Source organism: Lunatimonas sp. (assembly GCF_020832325.1).
Lineage (GTDB): Bacteria > Bacteroidota > Bacteroidia > Cytophagales > Cyclobacteriaceae > Lunatimonas.
On record NZ_JAFIEU010000038.1, the window covers coordinates 100,911 to 115,714 of the forward strand.

At 46.4% G+C, this 14,804-nt stretch carries 11 protein-coding genes; 4 read left to right on the top strand and 7 right to left on the bottom strand.

The genetic code is table 11. The annotated features are described in order from the left end of the window. Positions 1 to 138: 138 nt before the first annotated feature. Positions 139 to 1,773, top strand: a complete 1,635-nt coding sequence (locus tag JJU34_RS13865; RefSeq protein WP_228692979.1) for a carbon starvation protein A — start codon at positions 139 to 141, stop codon at positions 1,771 to 1,773. Between the two features lie 11 nt (positions 1,774 to 1,784). Further along, positions 1,785 to 2,633: an exostosin family protein gene (locus JJU34_RS13870; protein WP_228692980.1), complete on the top strand. Its 849-nt coding sequence runs from the start codon at positions 1,785 to 1,787 to the stop codon at positions 2,631 to 2,633. 13 nt (positions 2,634 to 2,646) lie between these two features. On the opposite strand, the gene JJU34_RS13875 is transcribed toward JJU34_RS13870, so the two are convergent. Then, on the bottom strand, positions 2,647 to 3,228 hold the full coding sequence (locus JJU34_RS13875) for a porin family protein (RefSeq protein WP_228692981.1): 582 nt from the start codon (positions 3,226 to 3,228) through the stop codon (positions 2,647 to 2,649). Positions 3,229 to 3,460: 232 nt separating this feature from the next. Here JJU34_RS13875 and JJU34_RS13880 point away from each other — a divergent pair, with 232 nt between their 5' ends. Beyond that, a complete protein-coding gene (locus JJU34_RS13880; protein WP_228692982.1) occupies positions 3,461 to 4,237 on the top strand; it encodes a hypothetical protein in 777 nt (258 codons plus the stop codon). 43 nt (positions 4,238 to 4,280) lie between these two features. On the opposite strand, the gene JJU34_RS13885 is transcribed toward JJU34_RS13880, so the two are convergent. From JJU34_RS13885 to carB, 4 genes are all read right to left on the bottom strand, one after another. Continuing rightward, entirely contained in the window at positions 4,281 to 5,402 is a 1,122-nt protein-coding gene (locus JJU34_RS13885) for a hypothetical protein (RefSeq protein WP_228692983.1), read from the bottom strand. A 185-nt stretch (positions 5,403 to 5,587) separates the two neighbouring features. Beyond that, on the bottom strand, positions 5,588 to 6,124 hold the full coding sequence (locus tag JJU34_RS13890) for a hypothetical protein (RefSeq protein WP_228692984.1): 537 nt from the start codon (positions 6,122 to 6,124) through the stop codon (positions 5,588 to 5,590). 49 nt (positions 6,125 to 6,173) lie between these two features. Then, a complete protein-coding gene (locus JJU34_RS13895) occupies positions 6,174 to 6,425 on the bottom strand; it encodes a DUF4834 family protein (RefSeq protein WP_228692985.1) in 252 nt (83 codons plus the stop codon). Positions 6,426 to 6,633: 208 nt separating this feature from the next. After that, positions 6,634 to 9,453, bottom strand: a complete 2,820-nt coding sequence (gene carB / locus JJU34_RS13900) for a carbamoyl-phosphate synthase large subunit (RefSeq protein WP_228692986.1) — start codon at positions 9,451 to 9,453, stop codon at positions 6,634 to 6,636. Between the two features lie 141 nt (positions 9,454 to 9,594). Between carB and JJU34_RS13905 the strand changes: the two genes are divergently transcribed. Beyond that, positions 9,595 to 10,263, top strand: a complete 669-nt coding sequence (locus tag JJU34_RS13905) for a metallophosphoesterase (protein ID WP_228692987.1) — start codon at positions 9,595 to 9,597, stop codon at positions 10,261 to 10,263. 50 nt (positions 10,264 to 10,313) lie between these two features. Here JJU34_RS13905 and JJU34_RS13910 read toward each other — a convergent pair whose 3' ends face one another. Together JJU34_RS13910 and JJU34_RS13915 are read right to left on the bottom strand one after the other, a co-directional pair. Continuing rightward, positions 10,314 to 11,666, bottom strand: a complete 1,353-nt coding sequence (locus tag JJU34_RS13910) for a RagB/SusD family nutrient uptake outer membrane protein (protein WP_228692988.1) — start codon at positions 11,664 to 11,666, stop codon at positions 10,314 to 10,316. Between the two features lie 12 nt (positions 11,667 to 11,678). Then, positions 11,679 to 14,678, bottom strand: a complete 3,000-nt coding sequence (locus JJU34_RS13915) for a TonB-dependent receptor (protein ID WP_228692989.1) — start codon at positions 14,676 to 14,678, stop codon at positions 11,679 to 11,681. Positions 14,679 to 14,804 lie beyond the last annotated feature (126 nt).

Below are 14,804 nucleotides of genomic sequence, written 5' to 3' on the forward strand. Positions count from 1 at the left end.
GAAGTATTGAATCTCTGAAAAGATTGGAAATATTATTTTTAGGGCGGGTTCTGATTTCTTTTTTCTGCTTATATTTATTTTTCGATTTTATTTGAACCACCCTTTCCGTCATAGATGGTCTAATTACAACCAAAAATCATGCAATTAACCTACCTTTTTGTATTATCGGCTATTATTTTAACCGGAGCATATTTCACCTACGGGAAATATGTGTTTCGGAAGTTTAAAATTAATAATAAAAACATTACCCCTTCCCACCGCTTTAGCGACGGGGTAGATTATGTTCCTAGCAAGCCGATCGTCGTGTTGGGGCATCATTTTGCATCCATCGCTGGAGCAGGTCCCATTGTAGGTCCTATTATTGCCGTCACGTTTGGGTGGATTCCAGCAGTGATTTGGATTTTGGTTGGAGGTATTTTTTTTGGTGCCGTGCACGATTTGGGCAGTATGGTGGCCTCTCTCAGGAATGACGGTAAATCTATCGGAGTGATTATCCAAAACAATATTGGGCGAAAGGGGAAGCAGCTATTCATCCTGTTTAGCTTCTCCACGCTCATCCTGATCATTGCAGTTTTTGCAGATATCATCGCCAAGACATTTATCAGCAATCCCGGAGTCGCCTCTGCATCTATATTATTTATCCTACTGGCGGTGAGCTTCGGATGGGTCAATAAATTTACAGCCCACAGAAAGTCCGCTTTTTTGATTGCCACTGTGGTGGGTGTGGCAATCATGTATTTTTTCGTGTATTTGGGCATGCAGATTCCTTTTGTACTGGAATATCAAATGTGGATCTATGTGCTTTTGGCTTATGCGTTTATTGCGTCGGTAGCACCGGTTTCCATGTTGTTACAGCCCAGAGACTACTTAAATAGTTTTTTGCTTTATGGTCTGATATTAGCTGCCGTGGTGGGTGTATTTGTGGCGAACCCGACCATTGTCATGGATACTGAAGTACATATTTCCAACGAGAATCTCGGTTATATCTTTCCGGTGCTTTTTGTGACCATTGCTTGTGGAGCCATTTCAGGGTTTCATTCCCTCGTGGCTTCCGGTACTACCTCCAAGCAGATCGATCGGGAGGAAGATGTAAAAGTAGTGGGTTACGGGGGCATGCTAATCGAGTCGTTTCTGGCGATAATTTCGGTGGGTGCTGTAATTGTATTGACCCGGTCAGATTATATAGACCGATTGGCAGCACAGGGGCCTGTTCCTTTGTTTGCGGATGGTTTGGGCGCTATCATTTCATCTATGGGCATCAACGAAGCCTTTGCAGTGGGATTTGTGGCACTGACCGTCTCTGCCTTTGCGCTGACCACGTTAGATACCTGTACTCGGCTAGCCCGATTTACCCTTCAGGAGTACTTTGAGGATGTGGAGCATCCCGTTGGGCGTAAAATTTCCCAAAATCGGTACCTTTCTACCACGGTGGTGGTAGTATTGTCGGTGTTGCTTCTACAGAGTGGTGGATTTTCCACACTTTGGCCAATTTTCGGTTCTGCCAATCAGCTGTTGGCAGCGCTCGCTTTGCTCACCATCTCTGTATGGTTGATTCGGAAAAAAGTGAATCCCACCTTTGTGACCATTCCGATGTTTTTTATGTTTACGGTGACGTTGAGCTCGCTAGGCCTGTTTGCGTGGAACAACTTTAAACAGGAGGCTTATACACTCTCAGTAATCGCTGCGGTGCTATTTGTTTTGTCCTTTGCACTGATTTTCTTAGCGAGAAAAAGCCTTGGTCGAGAAATTCAGAGTAAAGAGTTGGTGAAATAAGTATTGGAATAATGTTGAAAATTTACCACGATCCTCTTGAGGACGGTTATAATTTGCTTGATTTTGTTACCCAATCTTTGTCTTATCGGTATGCAAGCGTTGCAGACTGCGACTTTATTTTGCATAATAGGGTAGTTTGGGGGTTGGAAAAAAAGGAGATAAGTGTTTGCCTTCAAGAAATCGGAGGCTATTACTCTGGTAACCAGCAAGTGTTGGTGTTTTTGGTGGCAGATTACGAAGGTAGATTGCAAGTCCCCGAAAATGTGATACTTTTCAGGACAAGTATGTGTAAGTCTAATAAGGGGCCACGCGAATGGCCTCTACCGTACATTTGGAGTTCTTACGCTAATGCTTTCGAAAAAATTACCGATGCTTCGGTTCCTTCAATTGGGTTTTGTGGGTTGATGAGCAAGCCTAGGAGAAAGCTTATCTCGGTATTTCAAAAATCTAGAGAGGTAAATGCTGATTTTTTGCTAAGAACGAAATTCTGGGCTGGTAGTCCTCATAACGAAAAGGTTATTCAGGAGTTTGACGAAAACATACAATCCAATATTTATACCTTGACTCCCAGAGGTAAAGGCAATTTTTCCATGCGATTTTACCAAGTGCTTTCGGCAGGAAGAATTCCAGTGTTGTTGAATACGGATATGGAATTGCCATTTGGCGATCAAATACCATGGGACAAAACGGTAGTCATTGGACAAACAGAGAAAGAGTGCCTCGAGCTTGTAATGGAAACATTTTGCAGTGGAAGATACCTTTCTCTCCAGGACGAATGCAGAGCGATTTTTGAAGATTATTTTTCCCCGAAATGTTACTTCGACAAAGTTTCCATTTCACTGAAGGAAAGGTATCTTTAATTACGGAATTTTCCTAAAACAGCCGGAATCCCAATGAAAGGATCAGTTGATTTTGCCGTTGATCTGTAGGCAATTGCGTGTAACTGCTCACAGAGTTGGTCAGTCCACCTTCATACTTGAGATCTACGATCAATGTGCCGATGTCCACTCCAACTCCCGCCTGATAGCCAAAGGTAAAGTCCTCTTTTGGAGGAATCATAGTGCTCTGTTGCGTGTTGCTGCTGGAAATCTTGCTGTCCAATAGGTAGGTGGCTACCGGCCCTGCTTGTATCCGAAACAGTGATCCAAGGTTGACCCCCACCATCAATGGCACGTCCAGTCGGTTAAAGGTAACGTCGTAATTGAAGGTATTATCACGGAATGAACCGCCTGTGTTGGTATATAAAACCTCAGGTTGAAGAAAAATTACCGGTAAATTGATGCGGGCAAATGCACCCACATGATAGCCGATTTTGGATTCCTCTCCCTGAAATCCGTCGGTGACCCGAACATCTCCCTGTGAAACGCCAAATTTTGGACCTATTGAGAAAACCTGTGCCTGCGTTTGAATCGCGGCAAAAAGGCTGAATAAAACGATTAAGAGTGACTTTTTCATAGTGTTGAAATTTGCTTGAGGTAAAAATGAAACCAACTGCGGCAAAACAAAAACAAGGCCATTCTTTTTTGGGTCTTATTGAAGGGACCATTCTTTAATTTGAATTTGCGTTGAATTCGACCTGGAATGCCTAGGTTTTTCAGTACCGTTAATTAGATAAAATAATGAAAGGAGACATTAATTTTTTAAACGTATCTTCGTTATCCATTCACACGCAACTGAATTAGGGAATATGAGGAAAAAGCTACAGTATCTGGGTTTGTTTATTGGGATGGCGCTGTTGAATCTATCCTGTTTTGTGGATAGAGACCGAGTGACACAGGACCTCTTCGTGGGCGAATCTGCGGCGAGGGCAGGAGTAGGCCAGTTGGCGAATCAGCTGTTGTCAGCAGACCGATTTACCCGTTTGGAAATCGAGATGGTATACATGAGCGGTTTTCGTCCGACCAATCAGATGGTTGGTGAAATGGTCGCTTTTTTGGAAGAGCACACGAATAAGCCAGACGGTATTATTTTCCGGGAGCGTGAAATCCCTGCCGGTGGACAGCAAAGTTACACCGTACAGGAGCTTCGTGATTTGGAGAAGGAGCAGCGGCAGCGATACAATGAGCGGAATATTCTGACGGTTTTTCTCTTGGTAGTGGATGGCTATTTTTCACAGGATGATGAAGAATCCTTTGCACTAGGGGCGGCGTATCAAAGCACCAGTATGGTGTTGTTTGGTCGTAGAATTGCCGAAAATTCCGGTATACTTAGACGACCAGGTAGGGCCATGTTGGAAACGACGGTTGTGTTGCACGAGATAGGACACCTGATGGGTCTGGTCAATAACGGTACCGACATGGTGGAAGATCACGAAGACGAGGAGAATGAATCTCACTGCGACAATGCGTCCTGTCTGATGTATTGGGCCGTGGAAACCAACCGGGTATTTGGGATGATGGAGACGTCCATACCTCAGTTGGACCAAAAATGCAGGGACGACATTCGCGCCAATGGGGGGCGTTAGATTCACCGGCTTCCAACGAATGGAAACCGGTGAAGCAGTGTTTTTATCGGATATCAAACAACGCGGGTTGCTTCTTGCTGATTCGCCATGCAATTCCCACATTGATTAGGTAGTCTGCGAAGGCAGCATCTCCATGCCGGATATTGCTTGGGGTAGAGGCAGCAATATCCGTCACGCTACGTGTTCGGTTTCTGACAAGCGCTACAGGGACATTAAGGCTAAGGGTTAGGTCTTTCACCATGTAGCTGACACCCGGTTCCACTGAGACCACATATCCTGGACGTCTGAAGCCATCGTTGCCACCGATTAAGTCACGTACCGGCACACCCTCCACTCTGCCTCCCAGCGAAATGCCTAGGGAGTGCGCGATGACAGACTTGAAAACGCCCGCCCTGAATGCATATTGGTCTGGTACAGACATAATGGCCTCGTTGGCCAGTATGGGGTTGAGGGTTTCGCGGAAGGTCCTTGTGCCATTCGTTTCTCTGGGATTGATGAGGTAAAATCCGTCATAGTATACGATAAAGCCATTCTTGAGAAAACGAAGTCCCTGTGTGTCCAGAATCAATCCAACGCCGCCGTCTCCGGGTTGAATGGATTGATCAACCGGACGTACTTCCGGTCTGCCTTCCGGCCCCACGTTGTAGAAGGTGCTGCTTGCACGATAGTTGCCCGTAGGCAGCTTGATACTTGCTCCCACAGCCATGTTTCCATTTTTGGCTTTTTCCCCTTCGAATAGCCAGTACCCGGCACCCAATCGCGCGTCGGCAATGCCACCGGAATAACTCATGTGCCTGGAGTTTCGACCATGCTCATACAGTGAACTGCGTTCGTTGTAAACGAATGGCAAGGATCCCGCAAGGTACAAGCGGTCATTCAGCGCATAACTTACGTTGACATCTACGGAATGGGACCAATTTATGACTTCGGTGTTATTGGCTATGCGGTCGGGTTCTTCGTGGGTACCCCGAAAATGCCGAAAGGACTTGAAATACCGGTGGTTCAACGCCACGTTAAAGTCTCCTTTTTGCAGGATCTCTCCTTGGTTTAGCGAGTTTCCAACGCCCGAAAATTGGCGGATGGCTACGCAGCCCTGTGCATATAGCTCAACAGCATGCATAGACAAGCTGCATATGAGCACGAGTATATAGGTATATGTTTTCACAATACGATTAGTTAGTTGGATAGGAATAAAATGGCAGTATGTTGCTAAAAATGGGGACCTAAGAGAGCCAAATAGGCGATCTCATTACCTCCTCCATTTTGGCGCAAGGGTATGCCGAAAAAGGCTAAGGGAATTCCCAATAGCCAATGATCTTTTTCCTTATGAGAAAAAGGAGGTGTCCTATTTTATACCTTTGGGGGAGGGGATGTTACTTCTAGATCGATCCTTTCAAAGGAAGTAAAAAAAAGTGTAGAGATTACCGCGGAGGTTTCAGATGCGTGATCAAAAGAAATAGGCGGGTACGGGGGCAAGTAATCCTTTATGCTAGAGGAGGTAATGACCACCTCTTTGGCAGGGTCTTGGGTTCCCTCTGGGACTAGCGACACCACCCAACTTCGTAGATTCAAATCCAACTTGATTTGCGCATGGTCGGGGACATATACTAGCTGGAAAGCATCGTTTACAAATCGTTTCTTGATACCGCGATAGGCAATCCCATCGAGATGAAAAGGGATATTTGTCTGGTGAAAATCTTCATTATCGATCATGTAGGGAATCCGCATCGGGATTTCCAAAACCAGTTGGCTACCGCTGTCTTCTAGATGGATCTTTTGCGCCCATTCTGCTTCTAGGTGGTGCTGATAGGCAAAATAAAGAATATAGTACCCAAAGTGGTACATAAAAAAACACATGAGTAGCAATATGGAGGTGCCCCTTCTCATCAGGGTATAAATGTAATCAAAAAATCAAAAAGGTCAAGTAGGTGTTTGTTTAATCTTTAACCTCTTCGTAATCAATGTATTCTCCATTCCTGGAGTTTCCGTGGGATCCTCCTTTTCCTTTGGGGATGTAATCTACGTTTACATTGCCGTCTTTAGGTCTGGTTCGCTGATGGTGATCCGCGCGCTGCGATTCGTTTACTTGGTCGATAAATTGCTTGAGCTTGCTTCGTAGAAAATACTTCACCAGACTGGAGAGCACCCAACCAATGGCAATGAAGAATATAATGAGTTTAAGAATCATGCGTTCGTATTTTACACGTTCTGGCGAGCCAATGCGGCTCTGCTATGCGCGAATCATTTTTTGCACCTCTCATGGTAAGATAACCATTTTTGAAGGCTTTGTACGATAGTTAACACGGGAAAGCACCAAAAACGTTTCCCTTCCGAGGAATTTTGAAGAAAGAAAGAGAGCAGGGTTATGTATTAATCCCTGCTCTCCATGCATTTTTTTATTTGCTCAAATAGATGTTTCGTTCGGCATAGATCTTCAAGAAGAAATCGTCCATCAGGTCATCGATAAAGTAGATAGCCTCTCCGGTTGATTTCATTTCAGGCCCTAGCTCCTTGTTAACATTGGGGAATTTATGGAAAGAGAATACCGGTTCCTTGATCGCATACCCCTTTTTGGTAGGGTTAAAGGTAAAGTCTGTCACCTTGTTGATGCCAAGCATTACCTTGGTAGCATAGTTAACGTAGGGCTCACCGTACGCTTTACATATGAAAGGAACGGTTCTTGACGCCCGTGGGTTTGCCTCAATCACGTATACGATGTCGTTTTTGATCGCAAACTGAATGTTGATCAAGCCTTTGGTTTTCAGTGCGAGCGCAATTCGTTCGGTGTAGGTTTCGATTTGTCGCATCACATAGTCCCCTAGGTTATACGGGGGAAGAACGGCGTAGGAATCGCCCGAATGTATTCCCGCTGGCTCTATATGCTGCATGATGCCGATGATGTAGACGTTTTCGCCATCACAAATGGCATCTGCTTCTGCTTCTATGGCTCCTTCAAGGAAATGGTCCAGAAGAATTTCGTTGTTGGGAATGTCTCTGAGTACATTTACCACATGCTCTTCGAGTTCCTTTTCATTGATTACGATTTTCATGCCTTGTCCCCCTAGTACGTAGGAAGGCCTCACTAACAGGGGAAAGCCAATCCGCTTACAAAGCTCAAGAGCCTCATCGGTATTGTGGATGGTTCCAAACTCTGGGTAGGGAACATCATTGTCCTTCAAGAGGCTCGAAAACCGTCCTCTGTCTTCGGCCAGATCCAATGCTTCAAAGCTGGTACCGATGATGGGAATTCCGTATTTATCGAGCTTTTCAGCAAGTTTCAGCGCGGTTTGACCACCTAACTGCACGATTACACCGATGGGGTTTTCATGCAGAATGATTTCGTAAATATGCTCCCAAAATACGGGTTCAAAATACAGCTTATCGGCAATATCGAAATCAGTGGAAACCGTTTCGGGGTTGCAGTTGATCATGATGGTTTCAAAACCACTTTCCTTCGCAGCGAGTACGCCGTGTACGCAAGAATAGTCAAACTCGATACCCTGACCCACGCGGTTGGGTCCAGATCCTAACACCACCACCTTTTGCCGGTCGGAAGCTGTAGACTCGTTTTCGTCTCCAAAGCTGGAGTAGTAATAAGGTGTCTGTGCCTCGAATTCCGCTGCACACGTATCAACGAGTTTGTATACCCGCTTGATGCCCATTTCGTCCCTCCTCTTGTAGAATACTTCACTTTCTAAGCAGCCAAGTAGGTGGGCGATCTGACGGTCCGCATACCCTTTATGTTTGGCAAGCTTCATAAGGTCCACCGGGATGGAATCCAGCGTATGTTCTGCAATTTTTATATCCAAATGCACCAGTTCCTCGATTTGCTTAAGGAACCACTTATCAATCTTGGTGAGGTCTTGGATGGTACGGAAGGAAATGCCCAGCTTAAAGGCATCGTATAGGTGAAAAAGACGGTTCCAACTGGGGTTGGCCAAGCTGTACAGGATTTCATCCTGGTTTCTCAACTCCTTTCCATCAGCACCTAATCCGCTTCGCTTGATTTCCAAAGACTGGCAGGCTTTCTGAAGTGCCTCTTGAAAATTACGTCCGATCCCCATGACTTCACCCACCGCTTTCATGGAAAGCCCTAATCGCCGGTCAGATCCCTTGAACTTGTCAAAGTTCCAGCGGGGGATTTTCACGATCACGTAGTCGATGGCTGGCTCAAAAAAGGCGGAGGTATTGCCAGTTATAGAGTTTTTCAGTTCATCCAAATTATACCCGATGGCTAGTTTGGCAGCAACTTTTGCGATGGGATATCCAGTGGCTTTGGAAGCCAGTGCGGATGAGCGGGAAACCCGCGGGTTGATTTCCACACCGATGATGGTTTCGTTGTCGGGGCTCACGGCAAATTGTACGTTACAGCCGCCTGCAAAATTACCGATACCATTCATCATTTTGATTGCCAGTGTTCGCATGCGTTGATACACTGGGTCGGGGAGGGTCATTGCCGGAGCCACTGTGATGGAATCACCGGTATGTACACCCATAGGGTCAAAGTTCTCAATCGAACAAATGACGACCATGTTTCCGATGGTATCGCGCAGTACTTCAAGTTCGTATTCTTTCCAACCCAAAATACTCTGTTCAATGAGCACCTCGTGAGTAGGTGAGGCCTGTAATCCCGCCATCAGGGCCTTTTCAAAGTTTTCGGCACTGTTCACAAAGCCGCCACCGGTACCACCCAAGGTGTAAGAGGGGCGGATAACCAATGGGAATCCGATTTCTTGTGCGATTTCCTTGCCTTGCAAAAAAGAGGTGGCCGTTCGTCCTACGCATACGTCCACCTTCAGCTTTTCCATTAAGGCTTTGAATTTTTCCCTATTTTCGGCGGTTTCGATCGCATCGATATCCACTCCGATCATCCGTACGTTAAACTTGCTCCAGATTTCAGCCTTGTCGCAGTCAATTGCCAGGTTAAGGGCTGTCTGCCCTCCCATGGTAGGGAGCACACAGTCTATATCCGGGTGGTCTTTCAGGATTTTGATGATCGATTTTTTTTCCAAAGGAAGGAGATAAACATTGTCCGCTGTCACCGGATCGGTCATGATCGTGGCCGGGTTGGAGTTGATCAGGGTCACGATAATCCCTTCTTCTCTCAGCGATCTTGCGGCCTGGGAACCCGAATAATCAAATTCGCAGGCTTGCCCGATGATGATGGGACCACTTCCGATAATCAGTACATGTTTGATGCTGCTGTCTTTAGGCATGCTAAAATAAGGTTTTGAGTAGAATTTACTTCTGGCTAAATTGGTGCAAAATTAACGAAAATATTGAAACATGCACCGTGTCCCTGGCAATTAACTGAGGGAATGTCTGAATTGGTAGGCAGGGAGGCACTGGGATAGAAAATGATGAGAGAATCAAAGAAAAATTTGTTTGTGATAGGGGATGTACACGGATGTTGGCATACGTACACCGAATTGTTGAGCCACTGGAACCCGGAGAGTGAACGGCTGATACAAGTGGGAGATTTAGTGGATAGAGGCCGCTTTAGCAATTGGTGTTTGCAGAAATCCAAAGAACTGGAGGAAGCCTTTCCCGGCGAAGCAATATTTCTGAAAGGGAATCATGAACACATGATGATCAAATACCTAATCGGTGAGGATCAGCGTGACCACTGGATTATCAACGGAGGTAGGGAAACCCTAAGCTCTTTTGCCGATGCTGGATTGGAGGCCCACGAATGGTTAGAATGGCTGAGTGGTAGAGAGCTTTTTTGGCAGAATGATGCGGTGTTTGTTTCCCACGCAGGCATATCTCACACCAATGATCCCTTTGTGGAGGAAAATAGGCATGGAGTCCTTTGGAACAGGGGGGCATTGAAGGATTTAGGCAAGCTACAGGTAATTGGTCATACGCCGCAGATGGAGGGGAAAGCTACTTTTGTGGGTGACCCGCCGTCTTGGAACGTGGATACAGGGGCTTTTCGAGGGGTGTGCCTGACGGGCATCAAATTGGATGTGACTGGAGTATTACTGGAGGAAATAAACATTGCGACCGATTCGAGGGATATATAAAAAAAGCGCGTAAGCCATTCGGCTAACGCGCTCTTCAGAAAGTGAAAAGATCAATATCCCGGATTTTGGACCAAATTTCGATTTAGGTCCAGTTCAAGCTGAGGAATGGGGAAAACAAACCGTTGCTGGGAAGGAACACCTAGTAGTTCCGTTGCAAGTCCGGTTCTGGTCAGGTCAAACCACGTTTCAAACTCAAACATCATTTCCCGCCGTTTTTCCAGTTGAACCTCCCTGGTGAAGGCTTCAACAGAACCGGGGTTGGCAATAGGGCTGATACCTGCTCTCTGCCTGATGGCATTTAAGCTGGACAAAGCAGCCTCACTTACATTCCCGTCGGCTTTTGCACGGGCTTCGGCATGGATCAAGTAAACTTCCCCTAGTCTTAACACCGGAACATTTTGGTTTGGCGGGTTGAAATTCCGGTATTTGCCTACGTAGAATTGCTCGTTGCCTGCCACATCTAGTGCCCTTCTGACGGTAAACGATTTACGAAGATCTGTTTCGTCAAAAAGGTCTTCAGCGGAAGCTCTTGCGAAGAACTCCTGTCTGGATGCAGGATTGGCGTTTGTCACAAAGGTATTGGGCGTTTGTTGATCAAATTGAAGTTCAAACAGGGATTCAGATGAATTTTCAGTGGCCCAAATATTCGCAAAATTCTCCACTAGACCGTATGAGCCATTTCCAAGGACTTCTTCTGCCAGTTGGGCAGCCTGGGCAAAGTTGCCCGTGTACAATTGGACTTTTGCCAAAAGGGCTCTAGCTGCCATTCCACTTGCCCGTCCCTTTGCGGTTCCGCTCGCATTAAGAGGGAGGTCAAGTGCTTGAGTGAGGTCCGCGATAATAGCTGCATATACATCAGATGCGGCATTTCTAGATACCCGTAAATCTGCACTCGTGGTTTGCTGGGTGGTAGGCTCCAGAATCAGTGGCACATCCCCCCATCCCCTTACTAGGTTGAAGTACGAAAGTGCCCGAATAAACCGGGCTTCCCGTACAAGGTTCTGCAGGGTTGTATTGTTACTAAAACCGTCTATGCGCGGCGCAAATGCGATGATGTTGTTTGCCGCATTGATGGTGTTATAAGAGGCTGTCCATATGTTCAATGACCATGGATTGTCGATTCGGATGTTGAAGTTCTGATATTCTACATACTCCGGAAAACTGGAAATATGGGCCATATTCCCTGCGGCGAACTCTGGAATGACAATAAATGCCTGTCCATAACTTGCACTAGAGGTCATGCTTCTATATGTGCCTATAATCGCTGTACGAGTGGTTGCTTCGTCGGCGAAAAAGGTAGCCTGGCTAAGTTGGTCGATCGGCTGTTTTTCGATGAATTCGTCACAGGACGACAACCCGGCGGCCAATAGGAATCCTGATAATGCTAATTTTATATTCTTCATGTCAGTTAGGTCTTAGAATGTGATGTTGATACCTCCGGTAAAAATTCGTGGTTGTGGGTAGTTACTGTGGTCAGTACCGTAAGCAATACCATCACTGGACATTGCGTTTACTTCTGGGTCATATCCTGTATAGGAAGTAAAGACAAATGCGTTCTGCACCGTGGTATAGATCCGCATGTTGCTGATTTTTAACCGGTCAGTAAGTGTGTTTGGAAGGGTATAGCCAAGGGTAATATTCCGAATACGGAAGAAAGATCCGTCTTCCACCCATCTCGTGGAAACAGCGGCATTGTCCAGACTGCCGGGTGAAGGGCGTGGCACATCGGTGATGTCTCCGGGCTGCCTCCATCTTCTCGTCCACGCTTGGTCTCCGTTACCGCTGAGATTGAATCCAGAAAAGCGGTAGAATGCAGTATAGTTGTACAGTTCTACCCCCCCTACAAACTGACCCATGACGCTAAAGTCGAAGTTCTTGTAGAAGAAATTATTCGTAATTCCGCCAAAGAGTCGGGGATTTGGGTTTCCGATGATCTGACGGTCTTCTTGCCTAGTCGGTGGTCCTAGGGTGCCATCATTGCGTTCGAAGTCGATCAAGCCACTTTCCGGGTTAACACCGTGCATGACCCAACCGAAGAAGGAACCTAGCGGCAATCCTTCCCTTGCGATATTGAAGTTACCGATGCCCCCGAGCAAATCCCCTTCTGGTAATGCCATCACCTCGTTCCGGTTGAAGGTCATGTTGAGGGAGGTATTCCAGACAAATTCGCCCGTTAGGTTTCGACTTTTGAGCTCGAATTCAAATCCCCGGTTTTGGATCTCACCTAAATTAGTAAAGGTGTTCTGGTAGCCCGAGGTTCGTGGAATCTGTACCCGAATCAACAGGTCGCGCGTATTTTTGACATAGTAGTCGGCCAATACGTTGATGCGGTTGTTAAACAGAGAAAAGTCTACCCCGAAATTATACTGTTCGGTAGTCTCCCATCCCAATTCCCCACTCCCGTATACGTTGGGTAAAAATCCGGGCTGCTGATTGTAAACCTGTCCTCCAGAATACAGAATCTGATTTACATAGTTTGGGATTTCTTGATTACCGGATAGACCCCAGCTGGTACGTAGTTTTAGGTTTTCGACTACATTGTTTCCACGCAGGAAGTCTTCATCGCCCAAGCGCCAGGCAAAGGCCACGGAAGGAAAGTGTCCATACCGGTTCAGGGCGCCAAACCTGGAGGAACCGTCCACCCGGTAGTTTGCGGTTAGTAGGTATTTGTCGTGCAAGCTATAATTGACTCGTGAGAAGTACGATACAATACTCCATTCCTGCACGCCGGCATTGGCTCCGCTGATGATACCTCCCGCGCTGATGATCGGGATTTCGTTGAAGGGGAAATTGGTCCGCCTTGCATCGGTGAAGGAAAACCGTGACTCCTGCAAAGACATCCCCAATATGGCGTCGACCCGGTTGGTTTCGTTTATCTGCTTTTGGTATTGGAGGAAGTTTTCGTTTAGAAAAAGTTGGTCTTTCGAGATACGGCTGCCACCCAGTCCGATGCCCTGATTGAAGATAACTCCATTTGGTGGTAGAAAAAAATTCTCCTCGATCGTGCTCAGGTCTACGCCGAAGTTCGTCTTAAAAGATAGATCATCGGTGATGCGGTAGGTCGCGCCCACGTTTGTCAGGATCCGAAGGTTTTCTGCTGTATTGGTTGGTAGCGTTAGCCATGCAACTGGGTTTTCACGGGAAGTCACCTGCGGATCAAATGCCCAATTTCCGGAAGCATCTCTAACAGGGATTGTGGGAGGGGTTACTAATCCGTTCCTGATAGGCGCGGACCGGGAGTTTTCTTCTTGAATTCTCCGGTTAAGTGCACTGGTTAGATTGACGTTGGCATTGAATTGAAGCCGGTCGCTGTGCTGATGATCTAGGTTTAGCCGAAAGCTATACCGATGAAATCCCGAGTTTTTGATCGTGCCCTCTTGGTTGTAGTAGCCAAAAGAGGTGTAGTATTGGGTTTTGTCACTGCCACCTGTTGCAGACACTTCGTAGTTTTGAATCGCGGCCGTTTGAAAGGTTTCCCGTTGCCAATCTGTGTCGACGGAGGTATCCAGAATAGCGGGGTGCGGAGAGCCTCCCTGAGGGCGAAAACTCCAAAGGTCTTGAATATAATCTACGTACTCTTCGGAATTCATAAAATTTAGCCAGCGTTCTCTAGGGACCTCTGAGAATCCGGCATACGCATTGATGCTCACGCGGCTTTCATTTGCACGACCTCTTTTGGTGGTGACCAATACGACCCCATTCGATGCTCGGGCACCATAGATAGCTGTGGCTGCTGCATCTTTGAGTATTTCAATGGATGCAATATCACTTGGATTGATGGATGCAAGAATATTGATACCTTGGTCAGCCCCTCCAAAATTGAAATCCTGTCCGCCTATAAAATTTGTACTGCTATTGACCGGAACGCCGTCAATGACGTAGAGGGGCTCCGAACTGGCATTGATGGACGTGGTGCCCCGTACCCGGATGCTGATGCCTCCACCTGGAGTTCCGGAGTTTTGAGTTACCTGTACACCACCGGCCTTGCCTTGTATAGCTTGGGTCAATGAAGGGAGTGGGTCCTTTTCGATTTCGTCGCTACTGATGGAACTCACTGCACTTGCTAACCGCTTTCTGTCCATGGTACCGTAGCCAATTACCACTACTTCGTCCAGGCGGCCTTGCTCCTCCCTCATGGTGATCTCAAAGACGGTTTGGTTTCCGATGGAGACTTCCTGTGTGGCCATCCCTATAAAGGAAAAGACCAACGTACGGCCGGCATTCGGTACATTTAGCCGAAAGGTACCATTGGTGTCTGTCACGACCCCGTTCCCGGTTTCTTTGACCATGATGCTCACACCCGGAAGAGGCTGCTTATCCTCGCTAGAAACGACCCTTCCGGAAATCTCATTTTGGCCAAATGACCAAAAATGGATCCACAAAATACAATTAAATAATAGAATGATTTTTTTCATAAATAGTATAGTTGATTTGGTTTACAGTAATAGTGTGACCCAAATTATTGAAAAAATTTAGTATATGAAAATATCTAATTAATATATTGTTATATTATGTTTGTTTCAGGTGAGGGAAGACGTAAA